26 protein-coding genes and 1 riboswitch are annotated in these 25,932 nt (G+C 43.7%); of the genes, 17 read left to right on the plus strand and 9 right to left on the minus strand.

Translation table 11 applies throughout. The features are described from left to right. Window positions 1-59: 59 nt before the first annotated feature. Window positions 60-578: a thiol peroxidase gene (tpx, locus tag MKX60_RS30605; protein ID WP_042186841.1), complete on the minus strand. Its 519-nt coding sequence runs from the start codon at window positions 576-578 to the stop codon at window positions 60-62. A gap of 116 nt (window positions 579-694) precedes the next feature. On the opposite strand from tpx, the gene MKX60_RS30610 reads away from it, so the two are divergent. Next, on the plus strand, window positions 695-1,330 hold the full coding sequence (locus MKX60_RS30610; protein WP_339246907.1) for a rhomboid family intramembrane serine protease: 636 nt from the start codon (window positions 695-697) through the stop codon (window positions 1,328-1,330). Window positions 1,331-1,334: 4 nt separating this feature from the next. Further along, window positions 1,335-2,249: a LysR family transcriptional regulator gene (locus MKX60_RS30615; protein ID WP_042186843.1), complete on the plus strand. Its 915-nt coding sequence runs from the start codon at window positions 1,335-1,337 to the stop codon at window positions 2,247-2,249. A 35-nt stretch (window positions 2,250-2,284) separates the two neighbouring features. Here MKX60_RS30615 and MKX60_RS30620 read toward each other — a convergent pair whose 3' ends face one another. Both MKX60_RS30620 and MKX60_RS30625 read right to left on the minus strand, forming a co-directional pair. Then, the gene (locus MKX60_RS30620; RefSeq protein WP_042186846.1) at window positions 2,285-2,956 is read right to left on the minus strand and encodes a zinc metallopeptidase; all 672 of its coding nucleotides are present in this window, start codon (window positions 2,954-2,956) and stop codon (window positions 2,285-2,287) included. A gap of 35 nt (window positions 2,957-2,991) precedes the next feature. Next, window positions 2,992-3,426 (minus strand): MerR family transcriptional regulator, encoded by a 435-nt coding sequence (locus tag MKX60_RS30625; RefSeq protein WP_042186848.1) that lies wholly within the window; start codon window positions 3,424-3,426, stop codon window positions 2,992-2,994. A gap of 546 nt (window positions 3,427-3,972) precedes the next feature. Between MKX60_RS30625 and MKX60_RS30630 the strand changes: the two genes are divergently transcribed. The 3 genes from MKX60_RS30630 to MKX60_RS30640 are packed head-to-tail and all read left to right on the plus strand — an operon-like array spanning window position 3,973 to window position 7,226. Beyond that, window positions 3,973-5,367: an ammonium transporter gene (locus tag MKX60_RS30630; protein ID WP_042186849.1), complete on the plus strand. Its 1,395-nt coding sequence runs from the start codon at window positions 3,973-3,975 to the stop codon at window positions 5,365-5,367. Window positions 5,368-5,406: 39 nt separating this feature from the next. Further along, complete coding sequence (locus MKX60_RS30635; RefSeq protein ID WP_340974808.1) at window positions 5,407-6,480, plus strand: DUF294 nucleotidyltransferase-like domain-containing protein; 1,074 nt, start codon at window positions 5,407-5,409, stop codon at window positions 6,478-6,480. Further along, entirely contained in the window at window positions 6,477-7,226 is a 750-nt protein-coding gene (locus MKX60_RS30640; RefSeq protein ID WP_340968695.1) for an exonuclease domain-containing protein, read from the plus strand. The genes MKX60_RS30635 and MKX60_RS30640 overlap by 4 nt, the downstream gene beginning before the upstream one ends. Here MKX60_RS30640 and MKX60_RS30645 read toward each other — a convergent pair. Beyond that, complete coding sequence (locus MKX60_RS30645) at window positions 7,208-7,690, minus strand: M67 family metallopeptidase (protein ID WP_149643955.1); 483 nt, start codon at window positions 7,688-7,690, stop codon at window positions 7,208-7,210. The genes MKX60_RS30640 and MKX60_RS30645 overlap by 19 nt on opposite strands. Before the next feature lie 150 nt (window positions 7,691-7,840). On the opposite strand from MKX60_RS30645, the gene MKX60_RS30650 reads away from it, so the two are divergent. Further along, window positions 7,841-8,404: a TlpA family protein disulfide reductase gene (locus MKX60_RS30650; RefSeq protein ID WP_076283167.1), complete on the plus strand. Its 564-nt coding sequence runs from the start codon at window positions 7,841-7,843 to the stop codon at window positions 8,402-8,404. 96 nt (window positions 8,405-8,500) lie between these two features. Here MKX60_RS30650 and cimA read toward each other — a convergent pair whose 3' ends face one another. After that, the gene (gene cimA, locus MKX60_RS30655) at window positions 8,501-10,120 is read right to left on the minus strand and encodes a citramalate synthase (protein WP_341061990.1); all 1,620 of its coding nucleotides are present in this window, start codon (window positions 10,118-10,120) and stop codon (window positions 8,501-8,503) included. Between the two features lie 179 nt (window positions 10,121-10,299). Here cimA and MKX60_RS30660 point away from each other — a divergent pair, with 179 nt between their 5' ends. The 3 genes from MKX60_RS30660 (at window position 10,300) to MKX60_RS30670 (ending at window position 13,592) form a co-directional block, all read left to right on the plus strand. Then, on the plus strand, window positions 10,300-11,631 hold the full coding sequence (locus tag MKX60_RS30660; protein WP_371915713.1) for a DNA polymerase IV: 1,332 nt from the start codon (window positions 10,300-10,302) through the stop codon (window positions 11,629-11,631). Between the two features lie 150 nt (window positions 11,632-11,781). Continuing rightward, window positions 11,782-12,024, plus strand: a complete 243-nt coding sequence (locus tag MKX60_RS30665; protein ID WP_042186857.1) for a ferredoxin — start codon at window positions 11,782-11,784, stop codon at window positions 12,022-12,024. Between the two features lie 134 nt (window positions 12,025-12,158). Beyond that, window positions 12,159-13,592 (plus strand): L,D-transpeptidase family protein, encoded by a 1,434-nt coding sequence (locus MKX60_RS30670; protein ID WP_341061991.1) that lies wholly within the window; start codon window positions 12,159-12,161, stop codon window positions 13,590-13,592. Here the strand turns inward: MKX60_RS30670 and MKX60_RS30675 are convergent. Continuing rightward, window positions 13,589-13,726, minus strand: coding sequence for a hypothetical protein (locus MKX60_RS30675; protein WP_167348489.1), 138 nt, complete (start codon window positions 13,724-13,726; stop codon window positions 13,589-13,591). The genes MKX60_RS30670 and MKX60_RS30675 overlap by 4 nt on opposite strands. Before the next feature lie 211 nt (window positions 13,727-13,937). On the opposite strand from MKX60_RS30675, the gene MKX60_RS30680 reads away from it, so the two are divergent. The 6 genes from MKX60_RS30680 to MKX60_RS30705 all read left to right on the plus strand — a co-directional run bounded on the left by MKX60_RS30680 (window position 13,938) and on the right by MKX60_RS30705 (window position 19,787). Then, a complete protein-coding gene (locus MKX60_RS30680) occupies window positions 13,938-15,032 on the plus strand; it encodes a quinone-dependent dihydroorotate dehydrogenase (RefSeq protein ID WP_076298537.1) in 1,095 nt (364 codons plus the stop codon). Between the two features lie 30 nt (window positions 15,033-15,062). Beyond that, window positions 15,063-15,875: a GTP pyrophosphokinase gene (locus MKX60_RS30685; protein ID WP_042126350.1), complete on the plus strand. Its 813-nt coding sequence runs from the start codon at window positions 15,063-15,065 to the stop codon at window positions 15,873-15,875. After that, window positions 15,865-16,317, plus strand: a complete 453-nt coding sequence (locus MKX60_RS30690) for a DUF309 domain-containing protein (protein ID WP_076283163.1) — start codon at window positions 15,865-15,867, stop codon at window positions 16,315-16,317. Before MKX60_RS30685 ends, MKX60_RS30690 begins: the two co-directional genes overlap by 11 nt. Window positions 16,318-16,419: 102 nt before the next feature. After that, window positions 16,420-17,946, plus strand: coding sequence for an RsmB/NOP family class I SAM-dependent RNA methyltransferase (locus MKX60_RS30695; protein ID WP_341061992.1), 1,527 nt, complete (start codon window positions 16,420-16,422; stop codon window positions 17,944-17,946). 2 nt (window positions 17,947-17,948) lie between these two features. Further along, on the plus strand, window positions 17,949-18,713 hold the full coding sequence (locus MKX60_RS30700; protein WP_341061993.1) for a pseudouridine synthase: 765 nt from the start codon (window positions 17,949-17,951) through the stop codon (window positions 18,711-18,713). Between the two features lie 273 nt (window positions 18,714-18,986). After that, entirely contained in the window at window positions 18,987-19,787 is an 801-nt protein-coding gene (locus MKX60_RS30705) for a Cof-type HAD-IIB family hydrolase (protein WP_042186870.1), read from the plus strand. Window positions 19,788-19,940: 153 nt separating this feature from the next. Here MKX60_RS30705 and MKX60_RS30710 read toward each other — a convergent pair whose 3' ends face one another. Both MKX60_RS30710 and MKX60_RS30715 read right to left on the minus strand, forming a co-directional pair. Next, on the minus strand, window positions 19,941-21,554 hold the full coding sequence (locus MKX60_RS30710) for a DUF4179 domain-containing protein (protein ID WP_341061994.1): 1,614 nt from the start codon (window positions 21,552-21,554) through the stop codon (window positions 19,941-19,943). Then, on the minus strand, window positions 21,538-22,056 hold the full coding sequence (locus tag MKX60_RS30715; protein WP_076298534.1) for an RNA polymerase sigma factor: 519 nt from the start codon (window positions 22,054-22,056) through the stop codon (window positions 21,538-21,540). Before MKX60_RS30715 ends, MKX60_RS30710 begins: the two co-directional genes overlap by 17 nt. A gap of 204 nt (window positions 22,057-22,260) precedes the next feature. Beyond that, window positions 22,261-22,352, plus strand: a riboswitch (cyclic di-GMP riboswitch). Window positions 22,353-22,469: 117 nt separating this feature from the next. On the opposite strand from MKX60_RS30715, the gene MKX60_RS30720 reads away from it, so the two are divergent. Then, on the plus strand, window positions 22,470-23,318 hold the full coding sequence (locus MKX60_RS30720) for a DUF6612 family protein (RefSeq protein ID WP_341061995.1): 849 nt from the start codon (window positions 22,470-22,472) through the stop codon (window positions 23,316-23,318). Window positions 23,319-23,399: 81 nt separating this feature from the next. On the opposite strand, the gene MKX60_RS30725 is transcribed toward MKX60_RS30720, so the two are convergent. Continuing rightward, entirely contained in the window at window positions 23,400-24,416 is a 1,017-nt protein-coding gene (locus tag MKX60_RS30725; RefSeq protein ID WP_341061996.1) for a CapA family protein, read from the minus strand. Between the two features lie 269 nt (window positions 24,417-24,685). Here MKX60_RS30725 and MKX60_RS30730 point away from each other — a divergent pair, with 269 nt between their 5' ends. Further along, the gene (locus MKX60_RS30730) at window positions 24,686-25,924 is read left to right on the plus strand and encodes an FprA family A-type flavoprotein (protein ID WP_341061997.1); all 1,239 of its coding nucleotides are present in this window, start codon (window positions 24,686-24,688) and stop codon (window positions 25,922-25,924) included. The last annotated feature ends 8 nt before the right edge of the window (window positions 25,925-25,932 follow it).

The following is a 25,932-nucleotide window of genomic DNA, read 5'->3' on the forward strand; positions in this document are numbered from 1 at the left end:
TGCTTGCAGTGATAAGTAAGTATTGTCGAAAATGGCCGCTAACTTGCTGTTCTAGAGAATTAGAGCAAGCTCTTCACAGCAGCTATAGCATCTTCGTAATTAGGGTGCTCAGTCATTTCACTCAAATATTCAACATAGGTGAGTGTGTTGTTCTTGTCTAGTACAAAAATAGAACGCATATCTAACCGGAATTCTTTGATTAGTACGCCATAAGCTTGTCCGAATGAGGCTGCTTTGTGATCGGATAGAGTGATTACGCGATCGATCCCTGCAGCGCCACACCAGCGGGCTTGAGCAAATGGTAGGTCCATACTTACCGTGAGGATAACTACATCGTCACCTAGCTCTGCAGCTTCGCTATTGAACCGGCGGGTCTGTGCATCACATACACCAGTATCTAGAGAAGGTACAACACTGATCAGCTTGATTTTACCGGCATAATCACTAAGAGACACTTCTTCCAGTAGATTCTTACTTAGAACAAAATCAGGAGCGGGATCACCAGCTGTAAGCTTGGGTCCTACGAGAGTGATGGGGCTGCTTTTGAAAGTAGCTACGCCTGTTCTTTCTTGCGTCATATCCTTGTTTTCCTCCTCGAATTGTAATATTGGCTCTTACTGCCACAATAAATTATAATCTTATTTACAGGGAGATGTCCAACAGAGCAAGATATAAATGTAAAGGGATGGGTGTAATGATATTTATTCGGTATGAAAATTGGAAAAGTTATCTCCGGTATTACCCAGTAACATGTCTTCTCATTGTAGCTAATGTGATTATGTTTATGCTCATGGCGTTCAATGGTGGATCCACCAATATACAAACACTTGTTGATTTTGGTGCTATAGTTGATGTTAGCCCGTATAAAGAGGAACTGTGGCGTTATGTGGCGGCTATTTTTTTACATAATGGGTTTTCCCATCTATTCTTTAATAGCTTCGCTCTACTGGTATTTGCACCGCCTCTGGAGCGCCTGCTTGGCTGGTGGCGATATGCAATTCTTTATGTGGTAGGTGGAGTTCTTGCGAATTTTCTAACGATTGCAATCAGCAGTCGCTCAGTATTAGAGGTAGGTACGGTCTCGGTAGGTGCTTCTGGAGCAATCTACGCCGTCTATGGCGCATTTTTATACATTGCTGTTATTCAACGGGCGATGATGGACGAAGGCTCGCGAAAGACGTTATACGGTTTGCTTGTAATCGGGATCATTATGTCGTTTGCAACACCAAATGTGAATTGGGTTGCGCATATCGGAGGCTTGGTTTCTGGCTTTTTCCTATATGGACTTATTATTCGTATATTTAAAAAAAGCCTAAGACAGGGGCGATGATGGAGTGGAGCTAAGACAGCTGCAATATTTTCTAAAGGTAGCCCAAAAAGAACATGTAACAAGAGCGGCGGAGGAACTTCATGTAGCGCAGTCTGCGGTAAGCCGTCAGATTCATCAATTGGAGCAAGAGCTTGGGGTTGACTTGTTCATGCAAAAAGGGCGTAATTTGCAGCTTACGCCGGTTGGACAGCTCTTTTGCAAGCGGGTGGATAGTATTCTTAAGGAATTGGAACATTCGGTAAATGAAGTGCATGAATTTCTAGATCCGGAACGTGGAGAGATTCGTATAGGGTTTCCTCACAGTCTTGGAACGCATCTTATCCCGACTATCGTTGCAGAATTCCGCCAGCACTATCCCCATGTTAAGTTTCGCTTTAAGCAGGGCTCTTACCCTTCGCTGATAAAGGACGTATTATCTGGAGAGGTGGATTTAACGTTTATTTCGCCTTTTCCGGAAAATGATGAGCATGTCTCTGGAGATATTGTTATGACTGAAGAGTTATTTGCAATACTTCCTCAGAATCATCAGCTGGCAGGAGAATCTGAGATCCGACTGGAACAGCTTCAAAATGAAAAGTTTGTTCTATTCAGTCAAGGTTATTCTTTGAGACCGATCGTTTGGCAAGCGTGCTTGCAGGCGGGATTTCAACCACAGATTGCATTCGAAGGTGGGGAGACTGATACCATACGTGGTTTAGTGGCGGCAGGGATGGGTGTAAGCCTTCTGCCGGAGATGGCGTTCTATCAGACGAATCCTCTCCAGCCAGCTCAGGTAAGGGTTGTGGAGCCTGCTGTGACGAGGACGGTTGGTTTGATTTACCGAACAGATAGTAAGTTGCCGCTGGTTGCACGTTCGTTTCGGACTTTTTTGATATCCTATTTTAAAGCGAGGCAAAATAATACCCCGGTTGGCTCTTAGCCTTCCGGGGTTTCTTTTTGTGCTGTATTTTTGTATTAGTCGCGGTTACCTAAAAAGACAGTAATCAAACGAAGCAGTTCGAGTAAGGAGACTAGCGCGGCGGCAACGTACGTTAATGCAGCTGCGTTTAGGACTTTGGCTACTCCGCGTTCCTCTTCGTTACGAATGTAGCCTTGCTCTACCATGACTTGACGTGCCCGGTTGCTGGCATTGAACTCAACTGGGAGTGTCACAAGCTGGAAGGCAACAGCGGCCGAGAAGAAAATGATACCAAGGCCTACAAGATTAAAGTAACCGAATATAAATCCTGCCATAAGCATGAATGGTGCTATACCTGATGCAAAATTAACTACTGGGAACATCCGGTGACGTAGTGTTAACATAGGATAACTTACTTTATGCTGAATGGCGTGACCCACTTCGTGACAAGCGACTGAGACTGCTGCGATAGAACTCTCATAATAAACAGGCTCTGATAAGCGTACAACTCTGTGAATCGGATCATAGTGGTCAGAAAGCGTACCTCTTACAGGCTCAATCGGAACATCGTGAAGTCCATTTGCGTCGAGCATGCGTCTAGCTGCTTCATATCCTGTCAGACCGTTTAAGTTGGCCACCTTGGACCATTTGCTGAATGTCCCTTTAACTCTGAACTGGGCCCATAATGAAAAAATAAAAGCGATAATTACTAATAGATACATTCCCATAGCTGCATTCCTCCACTGTATTGTAAATATGGTATTTACATTGGCGGTCCTTGCGTAAGCAATAGAAGCCGAATCGCCTCCATGCAGGCCACTCCTTGTGGGAGTAAGTTAGAGAGCGCGCGTCTGGCCTGTCCCGGCTTCAGACCGCTTATAATGGGTTCAAGTGCCTTTACTTCACGTTCTAGTCGTTGCATATGCTGCTCAAGCTCGACTAATTTATCGGATACGTCAGTTTCAGGAGTAGCCTCGCTCCATTTGCTCATCATGGATTTGATTTCTTCCAATGAATACTTGTCATGCTTTAATTGATTAATACGTTCTAAGTCGACCAAGGTTTCATGACTGTAAAGTCGGTAATTTTTGGTGCTTCTTGACTCTGGGGAGATTAACCCCAATTTCGTGTAATAATCAATGGTGCGCTCACTGATGTGAGCAGCCTTAGCTAATTCTCCAATTCGATATAGAATCATATCCCCATGCTACCTCGCCTCACTAATCGAATTCGACTGTCCATAAAGGATAGTCGTCTCCTATATTGGTGGTTTCTATTATGCTATCTGTAATGATAACAAACTGGAAACCATACAGTCAAACGTCATACTTTCATAAAGTATATGCATTAAAGAGAGGTTAATTCATGAAATGAAATGCGTTGTTTATATACAATACACTCAAACTCCATGTGATATCAAATTTGAACCGATTATGCTCATTAATAAATCCTAACTATAAACATGACATTTAATGTTATGTTTATTGGAGAATTAATAAGGATAATTCGATAAAAAAGTAATATTAGAGCGGATCTTTACGTAGTTATTTCAATGAATTCATAGCTGTATGGGCCTAAAATACTGAGATAGTCCAAGTGTACTATGGAGAATTTGTGAGTTTGGTGAAAATAAAATAAAAACATTACCAAAAATAGTCTTGTCAATTTACCTGACTTCTGATTATAATGACATTAAGAGTTTCACGCTTTGTTAGAAAATATAACATTGGGGAGTGGGGTAAAAATGAAAAAGAAATGGTTGATGATGTTACTGGCCATGATTACGCTGATGGTTTATCCGGTAAGTGCTTTTGCGGCGGACGGTCCAACAAATGCAGATTTGCAGGTCGGATTGGATACCGCGTTTACCTTCCTGGCATTCATCTTAGTTTTCTTTATGCAAGCAGGGTTCGCGATGCTTGAAGCAGGATCAGTTCGAATGAAGAATGCAGGTCACGTAGCCGGTAAGACGGTACTGACACTAGCCATTGCGAGTGTATGTTTCTGGGCCGTTGGCTTTGGACTTGGCTTCGGTAACGGTAACGGCTTCTTCGGTACTACAGGCTTCTTGTATGGCGGAGATTCAACAGCATCTTCATTTGAATCACTTGCATTTTCTGATGTTACTTTAAATGTTAAATTCTTGTTCCAAATGGCGTTTGCAGCAGTTTCCTTAGCTATCGTATCTGGAGGCATGGCAGAACGTGCAAAGATCAGTGTGTACATTATATTCGGAATTTTATTCTCAATTGTAATTTATCCTGTCGTAGCACACTGGGTATGGGGCGGCGGCTGGTTGGCTGAGCTGGGAATGCAAGATTATGCAGGTTCTACGGTTGTCCATCTTACTGGTGCCACTGCAGCGGTAGTAGCAACCATATTACTTAAGCCACGACTTGGTAAGTTTAATAAAGAAGGTAAACCTGTTATTATTCCAGGTCATAACCAAGTATTTACTGTACTCGGTGTGATTATCCTCTGGTTTGGTTGGTTCGGATTCAATCCAGGTAGTGCTTTGTCCCCAATGGGAGGTTTCTTCGGTCACGTAGCATTAACCACTAATATCGCAGCAGCAGCAGGCGGTTTGGCGGCATTAATTGCTTCTTGGTTGTATTTTGGTAAATCTGATATTCCAGCAATGCTGAATGGTGTTCTAGCTGCATTGGTTGCGATCACTGGTGCATGTGCTTACGTTGAACCATGGGCGGCAATCATTATTGGTTTAGTAGCGGGTGCGTTCACATTCATGACTTCCCAATGGCTGGAACGTGCAGGACTTGATGATCCAATCTATGCTTTCTCGGTACATGGTATTGCGGGAATGTGGGGCGCGGTTTCCACGGGTCTATTCGCTGCACCGGATCTTATTACTAAAGGTGCTTTGGTAGGGGAAGCCGGATTGTTCTACGGTGGAGGTTTCCACCAGCTGGGTGTTCAAGTGCTTGGGGTAGTAGGAACATTTGCTTTCGTAGCCGTGCTTTCATTCATTATCTTATATGTAATGAAGGTAACAACAGGACTTCGTGTTACGGAAGAAGAAGAATTGATGGGCCTAGATATCAGTGAGCATGGTACTTACGGATACCCTGAACAAATGAAATTAATTGCAGAATCGGAATCCAAAACCCTTAAACAATAATATGAATCCTCAGATAGGGAGGCGGACCGTGTGGCTTCGATGGAGTTAACAGACGGGTATGATGAAGAAAGCTTTAGTACCATCGTTTTAGCCGGTTCGCCACAGGAACTTAGGGAGAGGCGAATTGCCTGCCAAAGTATTCTACTGGAACAGTTGAATGTAATTCCGATTGAGGAATGGATGTTTCGTGTGAATACAATGCATGATCTTATTGCAGAGACTGCAGTACTAATATGTGAGGCGCAGATGAAAGAGGCGGGCTATGGCCCGCCTCCCTGTGCTTATTCATTTATTGTGTTTGGCAGTAGTGGAAGGCAGGAAGCTACACTGTGGAGCGATCAGGATAATGGTTTGATCGTTGAGGGTGAACCGGATGGGGAGAAGAATAGATACTTTGATTTTTTTGGAATGATGTTATCCGATCTGCTTGAAGAAGTGGGATATGAGAAATGTGCAGGCAAGGTAATGTGCTCCCAAGGGATGTGGAGGAAGACGTTATCGGAATGGAAGGAGCAGCTGAAGGAATGGAGAACCCAGTTGGAATGGGAGCCAATTCGGTATCTTATCATTTCTTCAGATATGCGTCATGTTGCGGGAAGTACGGAGTTATCAGCATTGTGGCAAGAGGCTTTCTATGAGGGTTTTATTGACAATGAGGAGTTGTCTGTGGCTGTTCTTCGCAATACAGTCCGCCATAAAGCGACTTTAAATCTGCTGGGACAGGTGTTAACAGAGCGCTTTGGGGATTATGCAGGTGGATTTGACATTAAGTATGGAGTCTATATACCGGTAGTGAACATTGTTAGACGCTTATCGTTATTGCATCATATTAGAGCTAGCTCGACCTTAGAGCGAATTGAAGAGCTTGAAAGACTTCACAAATATCAACATCTGGATGATATTCGGCGAGCTTTCTTATTGGCGATGCGGATGCGAGTGAACACGCCATTTAGTGTCCAGAATGGCTTGTTAATCAGCAGTGATTATATTGCTGAGAGTGAACTGAAGAATAAGCAGCTATTGTCTGAGCTGCGTGAAAGCCTGCTGCTTGTTAGACGCCTTCATCGGGCGTTGCAGCGTCAGCTCCGCTCAGCGGAAAGGTGGCGAACATGAGGGAGCCAAGCAAGAATGGAGGATTCTGGAACAACCTGAGACAAGGTGGAATGCCGTCGGCAATCGCTTCGATGAGAGGGGGAGAAACTGCTCATCAGACTGCGCAGCAAATGGCCTACATCCGATCTCTCATGCGTGAGAAGCGTCGTCCTGAGGTGCTGCGTACTCCGCTGTCTGAACTGGAGACGGTTATATTTGATTTAGAGACGACGGGATTTTCTCATCAGCATGGAGATGAAATTATGTCGTTTGGTGCAATTAAGGTTGTTGGAGAGGAAATTAAGGAAGATGAATGCTTTTACACCTTGGTGAATTGTCAGACGGCAATTCCAGAAGATATTACGAGGTTAACAGGGATAACGGAAGAAATGACACAATCCGCCCCTTCCTTAATTGATGGCCTTCATAATTTCATGTCCTTTGTGGGGCAAAATGTGCTAGTGGCACATGCAAGCTCGCATGATAAAGCTTTTCTCAATGCCGCGCTATGGAGAACTTCTAAAGTTCAGCTTACACACCGGGTGCTGGACACGATGATGCTTGCACGTTGGCTTGAGCCGCAGCGAAATAACTATACACTCGATGAACTGTTATTTGTCCATGAAATTCCGATTCATGGACGTCACAATGCATTAGAGGATGCCAAAATGACAGCCCGGCTGTGGGTGGCTTATCTTCGCGAAATTTCGGAGCGGGGCCAAGTAGATACCTTAGGCGATTTATATGCTTATTTAAGTAGAACGTGAAGCGGGGCTTGAGATAGTTCAGGGAAAGGGAAAGATGTTCCTTGTTCATTTGAATACCGCTCAATATAAAATCCATTCAGAAATGGAGAGCAGCTATCTTCAGGTCTGGGAGAACCAATAAGGTAGACCTTAAATTCAGGTCCAAGTGCTGCTAATCCTTTATAATCGGCAACCGAAGGTATAGGTTCTGAATTTGGGTGGGAATGAAATAAACCGATGAGTGTCGGCTCATTGTAAAGAACATGAATCCATTCTTCAGGGTGGGGAGTGAATGTGTGCAGCGGGTCTGGCGCTACGTTGCGCATAGGTACGTAAGTATCGATGAGCATGCCACCCGCTGCGGCAGCACCCAGCAGGACTCCGCATGCTTCATGCGGGTAACTGGACAGCAAGTGCTTCCCCAGTGCTTGCTGTACGGAATATTTCAGTCTTATAGGCTGGACATTTCCCTGTAATGCTGCCATTTGTTCACCCCTCTCTCTTCATTAGGGTTTCGTCGCTGACGATACCCTCTTTTTATTTTTCTTTTTGTCTAAAAAATGGATGGTTTGAAATTGAAGTTAATGAGGGTACAATAGTAGAAAACTATTCCATTCGAAAAGGAACAGATCCCTATGAAAGCAGTAAATAAATTGAATATCACGATAGTGATTCTTATTGTATGTGTAGCTGTGTTTGCGGTGTGGCATAATCGTGAGCCGAAGGCTACCGCTGTTTTTGGACAACAAGATGAGCCGCCAATGAAAATAGGACCTAAGGCTGGACTGCTCGCTCCCTCATTTTCACTCCAAGGAACGGATGGGACTACATATGTAGTTGACGGGCCGCGAGAGAAGGCAGTCCTCGTTAATTTCTGGGCTTCATGGTGTGATCCCTGCAAGGAGGAAGCTCCGGAGCTTAACACCATGGCCACTAAGTATAAGGATGTTCTAGATATTTACGGTATTAATGTGAGTAGTCAGGATTATAAACCCAATGCAGAACGTTTTATTAAGAAATACGGTCTTGTGTTCCCGGTTATGTTTGATGTGAAAGATGAGGTGTACAGCAAATATAACGGGGCAGTATTTCCTACCAACGTGCTTATTGACAAGAATGGAGTGATCTCAGAGATTATTCTGGGCATTCTTAGTCCGGAAGAGCTGGAGAAAAAAATTATCAAGCTTACCGAATCATAAAGGATCTACACCAAAGAATTATAAAAGGCCCCCTTCATTACAGTTAAACTGTTGAAGGGGGTTCTTCGTCATATGAATGCTTATGAAAGGTATGAATTAATGATTTACCAGGCCTCTAGGTTCAGTACTTCCAGACTGTTCATTTTCCAGCGAGAGTTGATTCAGAAGTGCGTAGCGCATACTGTCAACAAGCGCTTCCCAGCTGGCTTCAATGACGTTACTGGAGACGCCTACCGTACTCCAAGTGTCTGTGAAGTTCTTGGATTCAATCAATACCCGTACTTTCGCAGCAGTCTGATCCTGTTCATCTATAACACGGACTTTATAGTCTGATAGATGCATTTCCTTCAATTGCGGGAAGTAGGTCTGCAGCGCTTTACGAAGAGCGTTGTCGAGTGCATTGACCGGACCGTTACCTTCAGCAGCGGTATAAAGGTTCTCATTGCCAACCTTCAGTTTAACGAAGGCTTCAGATACAACTGGATGCTCTGCGGTTTTTTCGACTAACATCTTGAAGGATTCAAAGGTAAAGGTTTCATTCATCTCGCCGGTAGCTTCCCGAAGCAATAGCTCCAGCGAGGCATCAGCACCTTCGAATTGATACCCCTGATGCTCCATCATTTTGATCTTCTCGATCACCCGGCGAGCTTGCTCGCTGCTTGGATCCAAATTCAAACCCATATCTTGCGCCTTGGAGAGCACATTGCTCTGTCCAGCCAGTTCAGAGACCAGCACACGTTGTTTATTCCCGACAAGCTCAGGAGCGATGTGCTCATAGGTCCGTGAATCACGCATGATGGCGGAGACATGGATTCCACCTTTGTGTGCGAAAGCTGCATTTCCGACATAAGGTTGATTTACCGGCAGATTAACATTGGCAACTTCACTAATATAGCGTGCTGTGTTCGTAAGCTGCGGTAAAGAATCACCAGGAATACAGTGGTATCCCATTTTGAGCTGAAGGGTAGGGATGATGGAACATAGGTTGGCATTGCCGCATCGTTCGCCGTAACCATTAATGGTACCTTGAACTTGCCGTGCTCCAGCACCGATGGCGCTAAGTGTATTAGCTACCGCCAGCTCACAGTCATTGTGAGTGTGAATTCCAAGATTTGCTCCAGGTAGCTGCCCAGCCAGAGCGGTAACAATCTCATGAATTTCAAAAGGCAATGTTCCACCGTTGGTATCGCACATTACAAGCCAATCTGCTCCGGCTTCCTGGGCTTTGGACAGAACGGCTGCTGCATATTCAGGATTGTTCTTGTATCCATCAAAGAAATGCTCGGCATCAAAAATTACTTCAAGGCCTTTGCGTTTCAAGTAGGATATGGAGTCGCCAATCATGGCGAGATTCTCCTCAAGCGTAGTCTGTAATGCAGTGTGTACATGAAAATCCCAAGATTTTCCGACGAGTGTAGCAGCAGGAACTCCTGCATCAATCATACGTTTTAAATTGTCATCGTTTTCGGCCAAGGAATTCTTCCGCCGTGTGCTGCCGAACGCTGTGATTTTGGCGTTCAGATGAAGCTCCTTGACTCTTTTAAAAAATTCAATGTCTTTATTGTTGCTTCCCGGGATGCCACCTTCAATATAGTGCACACCCAGATCATCGAGCTTCTTGGCAATCTTCAGCTTGTCGTCAGCCGACAGACTGATGCCTTCACCTTGGGTGCCGTCGCGTAATGTAGTATCGAAGATGGAGATGGACTTAGACATGAGTGTCCTCCTAAAAGTTTTGTAAGCTTCGTCTTCCGGATTCACTTCGTGCAAAACTCACATCGGAAGCATTGGCAAGGGAAATGAATTTATACATTATAGCATTTTTACGCGGGAATGTAACAAAGAACTTTACAGCCTCTTAAGTTGACCTAACCGCAGCGGAGAGGTATTCTAAATTGGACAATAGAGACCCTGAGGATAAGAAGGTAGATATTGTGCAGAATGTTGATCAGTATTATCCAACGAGTGGCAGGGTTATCCTGCATGTGGATATGAATGCTTTTTATTGCTCGGTACATGAGGCAGAGGATCCTGACCAATTCAGAGGTAAGGCTACTGCGGTTGCGGGTAGCGTTGAATTACGGAAAGGGATTATTGTTACTTGTTCGTATGTCGCCCGCAGATTGGGGATCTCGACGGGTATGCAGGTTCAGAAGGCGCTTCGTATTTGTCCATCGCTTATCGTTATTAAGCCGGACTTCCATTTATACCGCAAATATTCTAATGCGTTTATGCAGATTGCTTATAGCTATACACCATTACTGGAAGCAGTGTCGATAGATGAATGTTACTTAGATATAACTGGCTCTCGACAATTCGGTACGCCTATGGAAATTGCGGAAACTATTCAGCGCCGTATAATGGAAGAATTGGGCTTGCCATGCTCCATTGGTATTGCTCCAAATAAGCTCCTGGCGAAGATGGCTTCGGATTTAAAAAAGCCAAATGGTATTTCGGTGCTGCGGCTGCGGGATGTACCTAAGATTTTATGGGATAAGCCATGTAATGAAATGTTCGGTATCGGTGGAAAAACGGCAGAGAAGCTCCGTAAGCTGGGAATTTACAGCATTGGTCAATTAGCGGCGTCTGATGAGAAAATGCTGGTTGAGAATTTTGGAGTTATGGGCTCATGGCTAAAGCGTGCAGGGAACGGCATCGATCATGGGATAGTAAATCCTGAGCGAGAGCAAAGTAAGTCGATCGGACACACCACTACACTGCCGCGGGATGTTATTGGCCTTGCTGAGGTACGCCCCATTTTGCTGAATCTAAGTGATCAGGTAGCGCGGCGCTTGCGAAAGCAAGGGCTTGTGGCTTCAGGTGTGCAGCTTACCATTCGGACACCGGATATGAAGACCATTACTCGTTCGCGGCAGCTTGAGGCGCCTTCAGAGAGTGGAGAAGATATCTACAAGTCTGTCTGTGATCTTTATGTTCGACATTGGAATGGTGAGAAGCCCGTTCGACTGCTTGGTGTGACCTTGCAAGGATTGATCGCTAAAGAGGATTCTGCAATTCAGCTGGATTTGTTCGATTACGAACAGCAGCCTAAGAAAGAGTCACTGACCAAGGCCATGGATATGCTTCGCAATAAGTTTGGTGAAAATGCAGTTTTGACCGCTGGGATGTTAAGTGACACCCATTCTGCAAGGCTACGTAATCATAAGGAACGAGGCACCTCACTGCAAAAGGATAATCTGTTGTCTGTTGAGTCAGATAAAGATTGATAAAACGTGTCGAAATTGATACTATAGAATGCGTCAGAAATGCAAACGTATTGAAAATCAATTGAAATTGTATTCTTTTTATATTAATATGAGAAAAATAAGACGCTGGTTCAACAGCGCAGCATTGCTTAACGGGAGGCAGAGAAAAAAATGGCTAAGTACACTTGGGTCGAAAAAGACACTTGTATCGCTTGTGGTGCATGTGGCGCAACGGCTCCTGATATTTTTGATTACGATGATGAAGGTTTGGCAGAAGTTATTTACGAAAATGACAGAAACTGCGGTGTGACAGCGATTCCGGACGATTTGTTTGATGATCTCCAAGATTCCTGTGATGGTTGCCCAACCGACTCCATTAAAATTGCGGACGAACCTTTTAACAAAGAAGGTTAATTACTCGATAAAGAGTAACGTGCGACACCAGATAAAGACATCTTCTGCGAACATTTTGTTCGGTTAGGGATGTCTTTTTTGCTGTGTCTGACCGATATTAATAAAGTAGGAATTATAAACTCTCGGAGGTTCCGATGAAGAACTCACAGCACCTCAAAGCATATGTACAGATGCACCCTGATAACAAAATGGCATGGTACTTGCTGGGGAAGGAATACTATAAGAACGGTCAACATGGAAAAGCTAATTATTGCTTCAATCAGGCTGGTGAAGTGTATGAGGCTTTCGAGCATAGTAAAGTACCTGCTGAAATGCTGCGCGAATACGAAGATGGATTGCTGCAAGCGAGTCGCCAGCGTGAGCGCGGCCAACAAAGATTGAGATACATATCACTGGCGCTAATGCTTCTTATACTTTTAATGGTACCTTCAGCAGTGGCTCCGGGTATTGGTGTTACTGAAGAACAAGAAGTCCTTCAAGACACGGCAGCTCCAGAAGTCAAAGATCTGCCAGATCCAAAAGACTCCGTCCAAGAGCCAGTTATTGAGGCGAAAAAAGTGATGTATACAGCGCAAGAAAATGCAACTGAGGCTTCGCAAGGAAAGTTAATGGCGAAAATGCTAATGCGTAAAGAACCTTTTGAAGCTGCTGCGTTAGGGATGGAGCGAGAGGGGAAATGGCTGCTCTGGAAAGAAAAGCTTCCGCTAAATTTCACACTGCAAAAGAATGGAAAGGGACGGCTGGTATATCAGTCTTACGATCCTAAGGAATGTGCATGTGAGCCGCCAGAGCAAGGGCAACTCGCCAAGGATGGAGCAGAATGGCAGGGTGACCAAGAGGAGCTTGCCACACTATGGAGTGCAATTCGGGCTTATCAAGATGCTAAAGGGAAGCTTCCAGATACATTAGCGGATTTGACGGGATCTTTTCCTGAGAACTGGATAGGCGGGACGACAACCGTCATGAAGCGGGAATTCAGCCCTCTTAAAGCGGTGGCTAAGAACAAGATGGCACCGGGAACAGAAGACATAGCGGAGCCTTCAAGCTCATCTAACGATGGTGTGAGGACTATACCGACAGCATTAAGTGTGAGTGGAAGTGTTGCGAGTGACGTTCCTTTTTTTGATCAGCCGCTGAGGGTCGTTGTGGATAAACAAAATCATCGGTTGGCGGTAGTCAGCGGTTCTATTATTCTACGAAATTATGCGGTAGGACTTGGCGGAGATAAGACACCAGAGGGGAATTTCGTGATTACAGATAAAGTCGTCAATCCAAATGGTCGAGATGATGGGGATTTCGGCAGCAGAGGGCTTCAGCTTTCGGACAGTAATTATGCTATTCATGGTACGAATGAGCCTGACAGTGTTGGTAAGGATGAATCCCTTGGATGTATTCGAATGGGCCGAGAAGATGTGGAGGAGCTCTTCGCGCTGATTCCTAAAGGTACAACAGTAGTGATTAGTAAAGGGGTTCTGCCTGAAAAGCAGCTTGTGCCGGCTAAACGCTTCAGCTCTACTGCTAAGCATGATCAGACCAACCCCCACAAAGTATACCACTGGCTGAATTAGTTTCCTGCAACGATAAACAGAACGATGATTAGAAGAATTAGTAAAGTTAAACTGACGCCAATCCACATTAGCGCTTTACGGTTAACTTCTTCTTTCTTTTGCTGCAAAGTTGGTGGTTTACGTTTAGTAGACATACTGGGCATACCTTCTTTCTCTCTTAATCGCTGATTACACCTATATTGTAATGCGTTTACAACAAAATTACTATACTCTACGTTATGTACTCAATATACTCGCACTGTAAAATACTTTTCTTTTGTTCAAGAAAAGGCTAAAATTAAGAAGAAACCTACAGAAACGGGTAGACACGTGGATTAGTGAAGTACCCCTTAAGGAGCGAGAACGGTGTTGTATCGTAATTTTGGTAAACCAATTTTTTTCAAGATTGATCCCGAGAAGGCTCACCATCTCGTCATAGGTGGATTGGATAAATCGTCATCAGTGCCAGGTGGAAGCGCGGCGCTACGTTTAATGTACGGAGTTCCTGAAACGGCGGATTTAGCGGTTGATCTGTTTGGCACGCATTTCCCGACGCCAGTTGGACTTGCTGCAGGTTTAGATAAAAATGCCGATGCGGTAGTCGGATTCTCTTCGATCGGGTTTGGATTTATGGAAGTGGGCACGGTTACCCCTAAGGGTCAACCAGGTAATGATAGCCCTCGTTTGTTCCGTCTTCCTTCGGATGAAGCGCTGATTAATCGAATGGGCTTCAATAATGAAGGGGCTGATGCTATGGCACAGCGTCTGAAGAAAATAAAGAATCGGAGAATTCCTATAGCAGTTAATATTGGCCGGAATAAGATAACTAGTAATGAAGCGGCTCATGAAGACTATCGTCAGTGCATCCGTACGCTTTATCCGTACGGTGATTTTTTTGTGGTCAATATTAGCTCGCCGAATACACCTGGTCTTCGCAATCTCCAGCATGGCAGTGAATTATCGTTCCTGCTGGCTCAAGTGAAGGAAGAAATGGAGATTCAGCGTAAAGCGACCGGGATTACCAAAAGCTTGTTGGTTAAGATAGCACCAGACGTAAGTGATGAAGAGCTGGAGTTTATGGTTCAGACACTGACAGAAGCTGGTATGGATGGTATTATTGCTACGAATACTACATTGAACCGTGATGGACTTAGTCATGAAAAGGCTAATGAGACGGGGGGCTTAAGCGGCAAACCGCTGCGGGACCGCTCAACGGAGATCATTCGCAGTATTTATCGCCAGACGGAAGGAAAGATGCCGATCATAGGATCAGGCGGCATATTCACCAGTCAGGATGCGTATGACAAGATAAGAGCAGGTGCGAGTCTGGTCGAAATTTATACAGCTCTCATCTACGAAGGACCGGAGGTTAACCGCAAATTGCATGCCGGATTACGGCAGCTATTACGGCGGGATGGATTCAGTCATATCTCTGAAGCAGTGGGCGCTGATCATCACTGAAGGAGACGAAAGGACAGGAGGACGAAGGCGATGGACGGCAGGGACTGGGGAACTTTTTTGCTTCCATATGAACAGACTGTGGAAGAATTGAAAGTTAAATTCAAAACAATGCGTTCGGAGTTGAAGAAAAGAGAGGAATACACGCCGATAGAATTCGTAACGGGGCGTGTAAAGCGGCTGTCAAGCATTCTGGAAAAGGCTAAACGGCTGAATGTGAAGATGGAAGATCTGGAGACGGGGATTGAAGACATTGCAGGAATTCGGATCATGTGCCAATTCGTGGAGGATATCCGCAGAGTGGCCGAATATATCCGGGCCCGTAAGGATCTTGAAGTACTCTATGAGAAGGATTACATCACTAATTATAAAGAGAGCGGCTACCGCAGCTTCCATATGATTATTAAATATCCTGTGCAAACAGCGCTTGGCCAGAAAATTGTGCTCGCGGAGATCCAAATTCGTACGCTAGCTATGAATTTCTGGGCTACCATAGAGCATTCCCTGAACTATAAATATCGGGAGAGTCTACCCGATGAAATGCGTGTTCGACTAAAGACGGCAGCTGAAGCAGCATCGATCCTCGACAGTGAAATGTCCAGTATTCGGGAAGAGATTCTGGAAGCACAGAAGACATTCGAGGAAAACTCGAATATGACCACTCAGATTCTCAAGGCCATTCATCAATTGTATTTCTATCACTTGGTGAATGAGGCTATAGATACGCAGGCTCGCTTTAACGAAATATGGCAGGTTCAGGATATGGAAGCGATGAAGGAACTTCTTGATCATGTGCGGGGACTTCTTTCCGCAGCTAAAAAGGATAGTTTGCCGGATGGCTTATGAACCATTGTACTTGGAATACCTAGTGTACTTTAATCGTGACAGGGATTATTTCGAATGTCACGAGGTACTCGAAGAACTGTGGCTTGCCCAGGAACGAAATCCTTTGTACAAAGCACTTCTCCAAGTAGCGGTAGGGTTATACCATTTTCGCAATCAGAATGTGCGCGGTGCAGCTATTATGCTGAGTGGTGCTTCTGCCAAACTGGAGGAATATCCAGCAGCGACACTCGGCATTAATCTGGCGAAACTCGTGGAGGAAGTGAAAGATTATGTTCGGCGCTTAGCATCATATGATGAGCGGCCATTTTCTTATTACGATCTGACCATAGAGATTGTTGATCCGAGTCTAGCGGACCAAGTGGAGAATGCAGCTGTAGCTATCACACCGAATAACCCTCAACGACGTGGTCCTCAGAGACCGACATCCTTTCATCGTAAGTAAAAGATCCTCTATATATGAGTATTGTATAAGGGACACCCGTAGGGGTGTTCCTTGAATCTTTAAACACCTAAATTTTTGCAATACTATCAGGAGGACGGCATCATGGCGGCACAATTGCCCAGTTCTTTCAGCGAGCGTATGATGGACATGCTGGGAACAGATTATAATCAATTTGCGGATTCTTATAAGGAAACCCCATACGGAGGCGTCCGTGTTAACACCTTGAAGATTTCCGTGGAGAGCTTAAAGGCTCTTTCTACTTTAGGACTGGAACCCATTCCTTGGTGTCCGACAGGATTTTATACAGAGAATGGGGTTAGACCTGGTAAACATCCTCACTACCACGCAGGTTTGTATTACATTCAAGAGCCGAGTGCGATGGCACCTGTGGAATTGCTTAATATTGAACCAGGTGATCGTGTACTTGATTTATGTGCCGCCCCTGGGGGGAAATCTACGCAGATTTCAGCCAAGCTGTTAGGTGAAGGATTGCTGGTTAGTAATGATCTTCATCCAGAACGGACTAAAGCTCTAGCTAAAAATCTGGAGCTGTATGGGGTTCGTAATGGTATTGTTTTGAACGAAAGTCCAGATCATATCGCGGCTGCATTCCCGCTTTTTTTTGACAAGATCTTGATTGATGCTCCCTGCTCTGGTGAAGGGATGTTCCGTAAAGATGAAGACATGGTGAAGCAGTGGGATTCAGGTACACCTGCCAAATATGCTTCCATGCAGCGGGATATTTTACGTTCTGCTGCAACAGCATTGGCACCGGGAGGTACACTTGTCTATTCCACCTGTACCTTTGCTACAGAAGAAAATGAGGAAATTATAGCGGAGTTTATTTCTGAACATCCACAGTTCTCAGTGGTAGCGGTAGGAGGTACAGGCTCATTCGCTCCTGGCTTCGGAGAACTCTCAGGTACAGCAAGACTGTGGCCGCATAAGGTGAAAGGCGAAGGACATTTCATGGCTGTATTGCAACATGGGGGAACTAAGCGCTCAATGGAGGAACGTGATCACTTAGAGGTCAAGTTAAACGAATCTGCAAGAGCAAGAACTACTACTCCAAAAAGTGCAGCACACGTTAAATCATCCAATAAATCAGAAGGAAGACGGGGGAAAGAAGGGAAACCCTCTCACAAACCTACTGGTGGCGCTGACCGTGGTCGGCAAGTTTCAGGTGACGAGCAAGCTTTGACTGCGTATGGAAATTTTGTGCGAGATCAGCTTGGTTGGGAACCGCAAGGATATCCGGTTCTGTTCGGTGACCATCTGTACATTTCTCCACTTCCTAAGGAAAGACTAAATGGATTAAAGACGATCCGCCCGGGATGGTATGTAGGACAAATCCGTAACGGAAGATTTATTCCAGGGCATCCAATGGCTACAGCTTTGCATCCGGAAGAAAGCTGCCGAAGTGTCTCACTCTCCAGTACGAATCATGAAGCTATTTCCTATCTTAAAGGAGAGACGTTGTCGATTTCTCAAGAACGTCTCTCTATTAGAATAGGAAGTGCCCAAAAGGGATACGTTCTGGTCTGCATTGATGGCTACAGCGCAGGCTGGGGGAAGTGGCAGGATGGCATACTCAAGAACGAATATCCCGCAGGCTGGAGGTGGATGTAACAATGAGCCAATCAGGTAAGCCCGCCAAAAAACAACGATTAGATAAAGTGTTGTCCCATATTGGAGTGGGGTCGCGCAGTGATATCCGTAAACAAGCTAAACAAGGCTTAATATTGGTGAACGGGACAGTGGTAAAAGATAGTGGGTACCATGTGGATCCTTATGCCGATAAAATAGAGGTAGGGGGAGAGGTTGTTACCTACCGTGAATTCATATATCTTATGATGAACAAACCCCCGGGTGTCCTGTCAGCTACGGAGGACAAGCGGGATCGGACAGTTTTGGATCTTTTAAAGCACGAATATGCACAGTTTGAACCGTTTCCTGTAGGAAGGCTAGATAAGGATACTGTGGGACTGCTGCTGATCACTAATGATGGGAAGCTTGCCCATGAATTGCTGTCGCCACGTAAGCATGTCCCGAAAACGTACGAGGCAACCATCGAGGGCGATGTAGACGCGGATGATGTCGCGGCTTTTGCAGCAGGGGTGGAGCTGGAAGATGGCTACGTTACTTTACCTGCACACTTAACCATTCTTGGAAGAGAGCGCGGCAGCAAAGTGATTTCCCATATTTCACTTATCATCACTGAGGGGAAATTTCATCAGGTGAAGCGTATGTTTCAGGCGGTAGGCAAAAAAGTCACTTTTCTGAAACGTGTATCTATGGGAGAATTGAAGCTGGATGAAAGTCTGCCGCTTGGAGCTTGTCGGGAACTGACGTTAGAGGAACTGGCACTCTTAGGCGCAGATGGGTCAGAAGGATAGTAGAGAAAATGATATATAAATTGATATATATATATTGAATTTGGAAACTTGGGATAAGAGAAGGGAGAGACGGAGGGGAATTTTGGAACTGTAAGAGCGATAGCGACCGCCTTTGTTTCCGGATTTCATCCGCTTTTAAACGGTATAAATTAAGAAATCTGGAAACAACAGCGGCTGGAAGTCCAAACATTCACCATAGTTGCGACTGACACTTAACACAAAAAGCCTCAAGTTCAATTATATATAGAAAAAGAAAGACAAGGATGGTGGAGTATGAGATACAAACTGATTGCACTAGATGTGGACGGTACGCTATTAAATGATGATCACCACTTAAGCTCTGAGAATAAGGAAGCTATTGCTGAGGTTACACGTCTTGGCGGTCAAATCGTATTGTGTACGGGACGCAGTCCACAGAACTCGATTCCTTTCATGGAGGAAATGGGGCTGACTGGTTACGTGCTTGGTCACAATGGAGCAGCGACGGTACGAGTGGAAGATCGAGAAGTGCTGCACCAATATGGTATGGATGCACGTGGTCTTGACCCCTATATTGACTATTGCCGTAAGCACAATATTCATTATGATGTGAATACTGCTTTTGATATGTATGTTGATAATGTAGAGAATCTGACTAAAGAAGCTAATTATATGTATGAGCACTTCCGTATTGTGCCAGCGACGCTGCCCGCATGGGAAGATTTCCGTGAACCGGTTGTTAAGTTTACTGTATTTACACAGCCAGAAATCCTTGACGAAGCTGAACGTGAATGGCGTACTTGGGCTCCTGAGTACAATATTTTGCGGAGTGGTGAATTTTTCGTTGATTTGATGCATCCCGAATCTTCTAAGGGAAACGCATTAAGAAATCTCGCTGTGAAGTTGGGAATTCCGCAAGAAGAAGTCCTCTCAATCGGTAATTATTTTAATGATATTTCTATGCTTACCTATGCGGGGATGGGCGTGGCGATGGATAATTCTCCTGTAGAGGTAAAAGCGGCAGCGAATGCTGTTACGGGTTCGAACAATGAGCATGGTGTGCGTGATGCGCTCGTTAAATATTGTTTATCCTAATAATGGAAAGCATAAGGCGGACTTGAGTCCGTTCTATGCTTTTTTTGTTATGAAGGAAATAAAAGAGATACATAACAGAATTGATTCTATCCAAAAAATAACCCGCCCTTAGGATTAACTAAAAAGGGCGGGACAATAGATTAACTTCCTGTATTAAAGTTTAATTTCCTCGTTCCGGCTAGGAGCGCTATATTTATAGATACCAGGGTTCAGTTCGATTTTTTCGTCGAAAGGAATATCTTTGTAGCTATCAATATTAGTTCCTGTAGATATCATGCCCTTAGGTGTAATTTCAGGCACCACTTCTTTGCCATTAATCCGTAACGTAGTTTGGTTAACGCTTTTGAAGTGAGGAGATTTGGATGATGATTCAACAATCAAATTTTCGCCTTCAGTATAGTACGTGAATTCAATGTCTAATCCATCGACATCAAGTGAAGTGAACTGTTTTTCTTCTTTAGGTTTGTTTATTGTGATCCAATTCTTACTGGTATCACGTTTCTCAATGACAGCATCCTTTAATATAAGTTTCATTGGAACATCGGACCAGTTGTTATACCATTCCGGAGATTCAAATTGAAATAAATGCTGGTAGCTTTCGGAATGATCTCCTTTCAAATTCCAACCCCCAGTGATTGTTTTATCACCTATAACCAACTGAGCGGTATTATAGTGGACAATTCCTTTTTTAAGCGAATCATTTTCATCTATTAGAATTTGGATATCCAAAGGGGTAACCACTAGCTGATCTAAGGTTATACCGGTCTTTTCTTGAAATTCAGGACTGTTATACAGTTTCTTAGTGTAAATCGCCTCACTTGCTTTTTGTCCATCTGCTTTAAAATCGAACTTCCATGTACCTGAAATACGTTTCGCTTCTTCAATGTAACTAAAATGAAGACTAGCTTCCTTCCAATCTGATTCAGTTATATTGAAAACCTGTTCAATAAATAAATCCGATCCTTCGTTAGGCATGATGGTTGGAATTGCCTCATTCTCTTGACCTGCAGTACTAACTACCAAATGTGGGTTACCCCGTCCTAAGTCAGATGGTGATGCAGCGACTTTGTAACGGATAATGGTTTGATTGGAAACATGTCGAACGGATTCGATTTGAATGCTTGGATATTGCTTAACTCCAGTATCGATTGTATCCCCTGCTTGATGATTAGATTGTAAGGGAATATTCTGATTACGGTAAAAAATGAGATTCCGTGCTTCAAACTTGTAGTCCTTTTTATCATCCTTTAATGTATCAGGTGTCTCATATACTCCAATGAGTTTCTGGCTTTCAGGATCGTATTCTAAATAACCGTATACCTTTGCCTTGGCACCGGATTCACTAGTCATGGTGTTTTCCTCTGTAGCAAATCCAGTATATTGGGATAGATCAGATTTAGTATCAAGTGATAACAGCATTTTCATTTTTTCTCCGTCAGTTACAACACCGTTCAAATTCATTGTTACTCCTGAACTGGAAGCTTGAAGATTATACTGTTGACCGATGCCGTTATTTAATGCATTGCTCACACTTCGCCCACCAATTTTATCCCAATTAATCGTCATACTAGCGAATACAGGAATGGCGACAAGTAAGAGGCAAGAGAAGACGATGCTGATAGGAACAACCTTTTTATTAGGCCTAGGAGTATTCTGGGAGGCATTCAGATTTCTTTGACGTTTATATGCTTCTTGTTCAATGGTAGTCCACATCAAATCATAATCCGGTCGGGGAATATGTCTATCTTTTTCAATATACAGATTCATTACTACTCAGCTCCTTTAGTTGAGTTCCACCCATTCTATTTAGTATTTTAAGTCCCTTGTTCAGTCTGGATTTTACAGTTCCTTCGGGTATGCTCATAACTTTAGAGATCTCGGGTACAGTCAATTCGTTTATAAAACGAAGGACTACTACCATTCTGATTTTGTCGGGAAGCTGACTGTATAACCCTTGTAATTCTTTTTTAGTTTCCTGTCGATCCAACCGTTTTTCTACAGGGTTTGATTCCTCAGACCTGGATAGTAAATAATTACGTACTTCTTTCATCCACCCCGTCTTACGCCTTTTAATCACACTGTGGCACTCATTCGAAGCAATTCGTAAAATCCAAGATTTCAAGTTTCTTACCTTAGACTTATCCGCTAAGATAACCTTTACAAATACCTCTTGGCAAATATCCTCTGCATCTGCCTGATTTTTCATTAAGTAGTAACAAAAATAATATACTTGTTCTTTATAGAGCTCGAAAATTTCTCGGTCACACATTTTGCTGCACCCCCTGTCTTTGCTGTTCTCATTAATAAGACTTATAAGCGTATGTAATCGTTCATTTTTCATTTTGAGTGAAGTATTTCTTCTGAGCATCATAGCGAATTTGAATGGAAGATAAGTCGTTTACAGGTAATTATAACCATGATAAAATTAGCGGTGGGACATGCGTCCGTAAGCTAATTAAAACTAATTGAATGTCCGCGTTAAAGGTAAAATCATCGAAAGATGATGACACAAAGCCATGGGTCTAAAGCCTTTCTACAGAAGGAAATGATCGCCAGGCCGCCATAGGGATGTCTTATGAAGCATAAAGGATAGCTCTAAGAATATGTAGTCTATTTTGAGCTCTTTTATTATTTCGATCTATACGGCGTTACATTATCGCAAGGGGCTGAAAGGGGAAGTACATGAAAAGTTTTTTCAAAACAATAGGCACTAGTTTGGCAGTAGGTGCTTTATTGCTGTCCGGAACGATCGGATGGATGTCTAATCCTGAAGTCGTGTCTGCAGCTACCACAACAGCAGTAACCGCGGATCAAATGATTAGCAAAGTAACGGCGGCCTCTAAAGCAATAAAGAATTTTCACTTAGATGTGATCAAAAAACAGGATATTCAGAGCGGTGGGGTACGTATCAGCAACACTAACACACTGAAGCTGGATATTAATCGACTGCCGAATTTTGCTGCAGCTGGCACCGTTGATAGTAGTCTTTTAGAAACATCGTACAGTCTATATGCCAATGACAAGGAGTTTTACTATCTTGTAGACGGAAGTGAACTGATCGATGAATCTGAAGATGAAGGTTACGACGATGACGGTGAGCCAATCGATCCTGATGCGCAGTATTGGATTGGACTGGAGAAGATGGAGTGGGATTCTTTTTATTCTAAAGGTCAATACGATCCTGTTTCCATGCTTGATTCGGTAAAAAATTATAAAAAATCTATGAAAGTCAGCACTGCCGGTGCTCAGACCGTCCTGCAGTTCACGGTAACCGATCCGACAGCAGCTAAGGGAATAATCAAACTCTATGACCAGGAGAACCTCTGGGATGGTGAGACTGTTCAACCTAAAAGCGTAACTTGGAAATTATTCGTCAATACTAAGACCTGGCAAACGGAAAAGCTGACAGTCGATCTGAGTTATGTACTGACAAGTGACGGAGAAAAAGATACATACAACACGAAAATCGAAGCTAAATATTCCAAGAATAACAAAGGTACAACCATTGTAAAACCGGCCGAACTAGAATAATAAGGTCGATTTCATATTGAGCAAAAAGCGCTGTTCTGTAGAACAGCGCTTTTTGCTGTATTCTCTATTTTAATAACGTTTCTATTCCTTCTTTAAGATTGTTGTCGTATGTTTCAACATTCGATTCATGAGATTTCGCCGCTCTGTTTTTATGTCGGTGGCGCTTCTCTTTAATGCGTCGCGGATGGGGATGATCTCTGTAATTTTCCTGCCGCTTTTTATTCTTCGATCTACACAAGTCGGGATGTAACCTACGTTAGTTATACTCGTGTGTCCTTTTTCATCCTTCTTTATTTTAAGCGTAAGAATGATACCGCTTTGTGTATAAGGAATATTCATTAGTTTAGTCGAAACAAAATTCCCCAATGAGTAAATAACGAATTGTTTTTTTCCACGAAGCGCTAACGGTTGAAGAACATGTGGGTGAGACCCCAGTATGATGTCGGCGCCATTTTTAAAGAAGAGATTGACCAGCTCTTTTTGCCTCTTGTTTGGAGTGTAACGATATTCGCTTCCGAAATGCAGATAAAGCAAGACTAGATCGACTTTCTTTTTTAAATCTCGAATCTCCCGAATGATCTTGGGCGTAGATATCCGGTTAACCAGCCATGGCTTACTCACTGGTACAGGAATTCGGTTGGTTCCTGCTGTGTAGGAGAGGATGCCAATCGTAATTCCTTTGACGTTTTTAATAAGCGTTCTCTTGGATTCTTCTAATGATTTAGCTGTTCCCGTGTGGTCGATTCCATTACGGTCCAGAACTCGTAACGTCCGAACCAGACCCGGGGCACCATAATCCATGCAATGATTGTTGGCCGTTACTAATACGTCGAATCCGGCTTCCTTAAGTGCAGGGGCCAGTTCGTCTGGACATTTGAATATCGGACCGCCTGATCGGGGACTTTTCCGGCATTCGGGGCCACTTCCAGCAAAGGTGGTTTCGAGATTGCCAATCGTCAAATCAGCCTGTTTCAGATAAGGAGCTACTTTTGCAAACAGGGGGCTGAACGAATAGGTTCCGTCAGGCTGTTTAGCATCCGAAATAATATAACGTTTGACCATTAGATCTCCCACAGCAGCTATTTGTATTTCAGTCATGGATATCCACCTTTTTATTATTTTCATTAGGATATGGCATAAAGTTGTTATGGGTTATTCTTTCTTTAAGGCGAAGTGCAAACATTTGTGTGGCTTTTTATTTAAAATGTGACCCAACGCATAATCACTTTATTTAGATCGTCTAAATTTAAGGTGTTCATTTTTTTCAAACTTTCATAATTTGATTCAAATCCTCTTTTTTGTTTGGCAGCCATAATAAAATAAGGTTGTTGATAAACATTATCAATCAAACATTGGAGGTTAAAGAAATGAGTACACAATTCAAAAAAATCGCCGAGGATACTTACTGGATAGGCAAAATCGATAACCGCCAGGTTCCATTTCACCGCCTGATTCTGGCAAAAGGAACTACCTATAATTCTTATTTATTAAAAACAGGTAAACCAACTGTCATTGATACCGTAGATATGGAATTCGGACGTGAATATGCCGAGTGTCTGGGTGAAATGATTGATCTTCTAGATATCCATTACATTGTAATTAATCATACAGAGCCTGATCACTCTGGTGGACTGGCAGCTCTCGCTGCCAAGGCTGCAAATGCTACGATCGTATGCACCGAGATTGCTGTTCCCGAATTGCAGGAAATGTACAAGCTTCATAGCCGGAACTTCCTGGTGGTTAAAGACGGAGATAAGCTGGATATTGGCGGGAAAACGCTGCTGTTTAAAGAAACACCGTATCTCCATACCGCAGAAACGATGATCACCTATTGTATCGAAGATCAAATCTTATTTCCTTGTGATATTTTCAGCACGCATGTTGCGGTGGAGAATCTATTCAGCGATGAAGCCGGGTTTGATATTACGGAAGATTTCCAGGGCTATTACGCAGCAATTATTCATCCTCACAGAAGATATGTAAGAACCCTGTTAGAGGCTGTTAAGGATCTTGAGATCCGGATGATCGCTCCTTCCCATGGGTTTGTGATCCGGAAGGACATACGTAAATATATCGGGATGTACGCCACATTGAGCCGTAAAACGACGCAAGGAAAAAAGGCAACCATCGTATATACCACCATCAAAAACAGTACCAAGAAGATGGCCAAAATCATACAGGATTGCTTGCAGGAAAATAATATAGAGACAGAGGTCTGGGATGCAGATAAAAGTAGTGCCACTGATATTCTGAACAGCATAACGTCAGCGGACGCGGTCTTTATTGGCAGCTCCACTAAATACGCGGACATGATTGGGAACCTGGAGAACATTTTGAAAGAATTGCACAATATGAATCTGGAAGGTAAACTTGCTGCAGCCTTTGGCTCCTACGGCTGGAGTGGTGAAGCCGTTGAAGTCATTCAGGATTATCTGAATGGAACAAACATGACGGTGCAAAGCACATCTGAGGTTATTAAAACCACGGGGATGACACATGTAGAGTTCCCTGTACGAATCAGATTTTCCCCGAAAGAGCCTGAGAAAGTTCAAAAAATTAAAAATGCGGCTGAATTTGTTTCGGATTTGCTGCTGAGTTCATTTTAGGGAGGAGG

It is taken from the genome of Paenibacillus sp. FSL R5-0914, from assembly GCF_038004525.1.
GTDB lineage: Bacteria > Bacillota > Bacilli > Paenibacillales > Paenibacillaceae > Paenibacillus_AQ.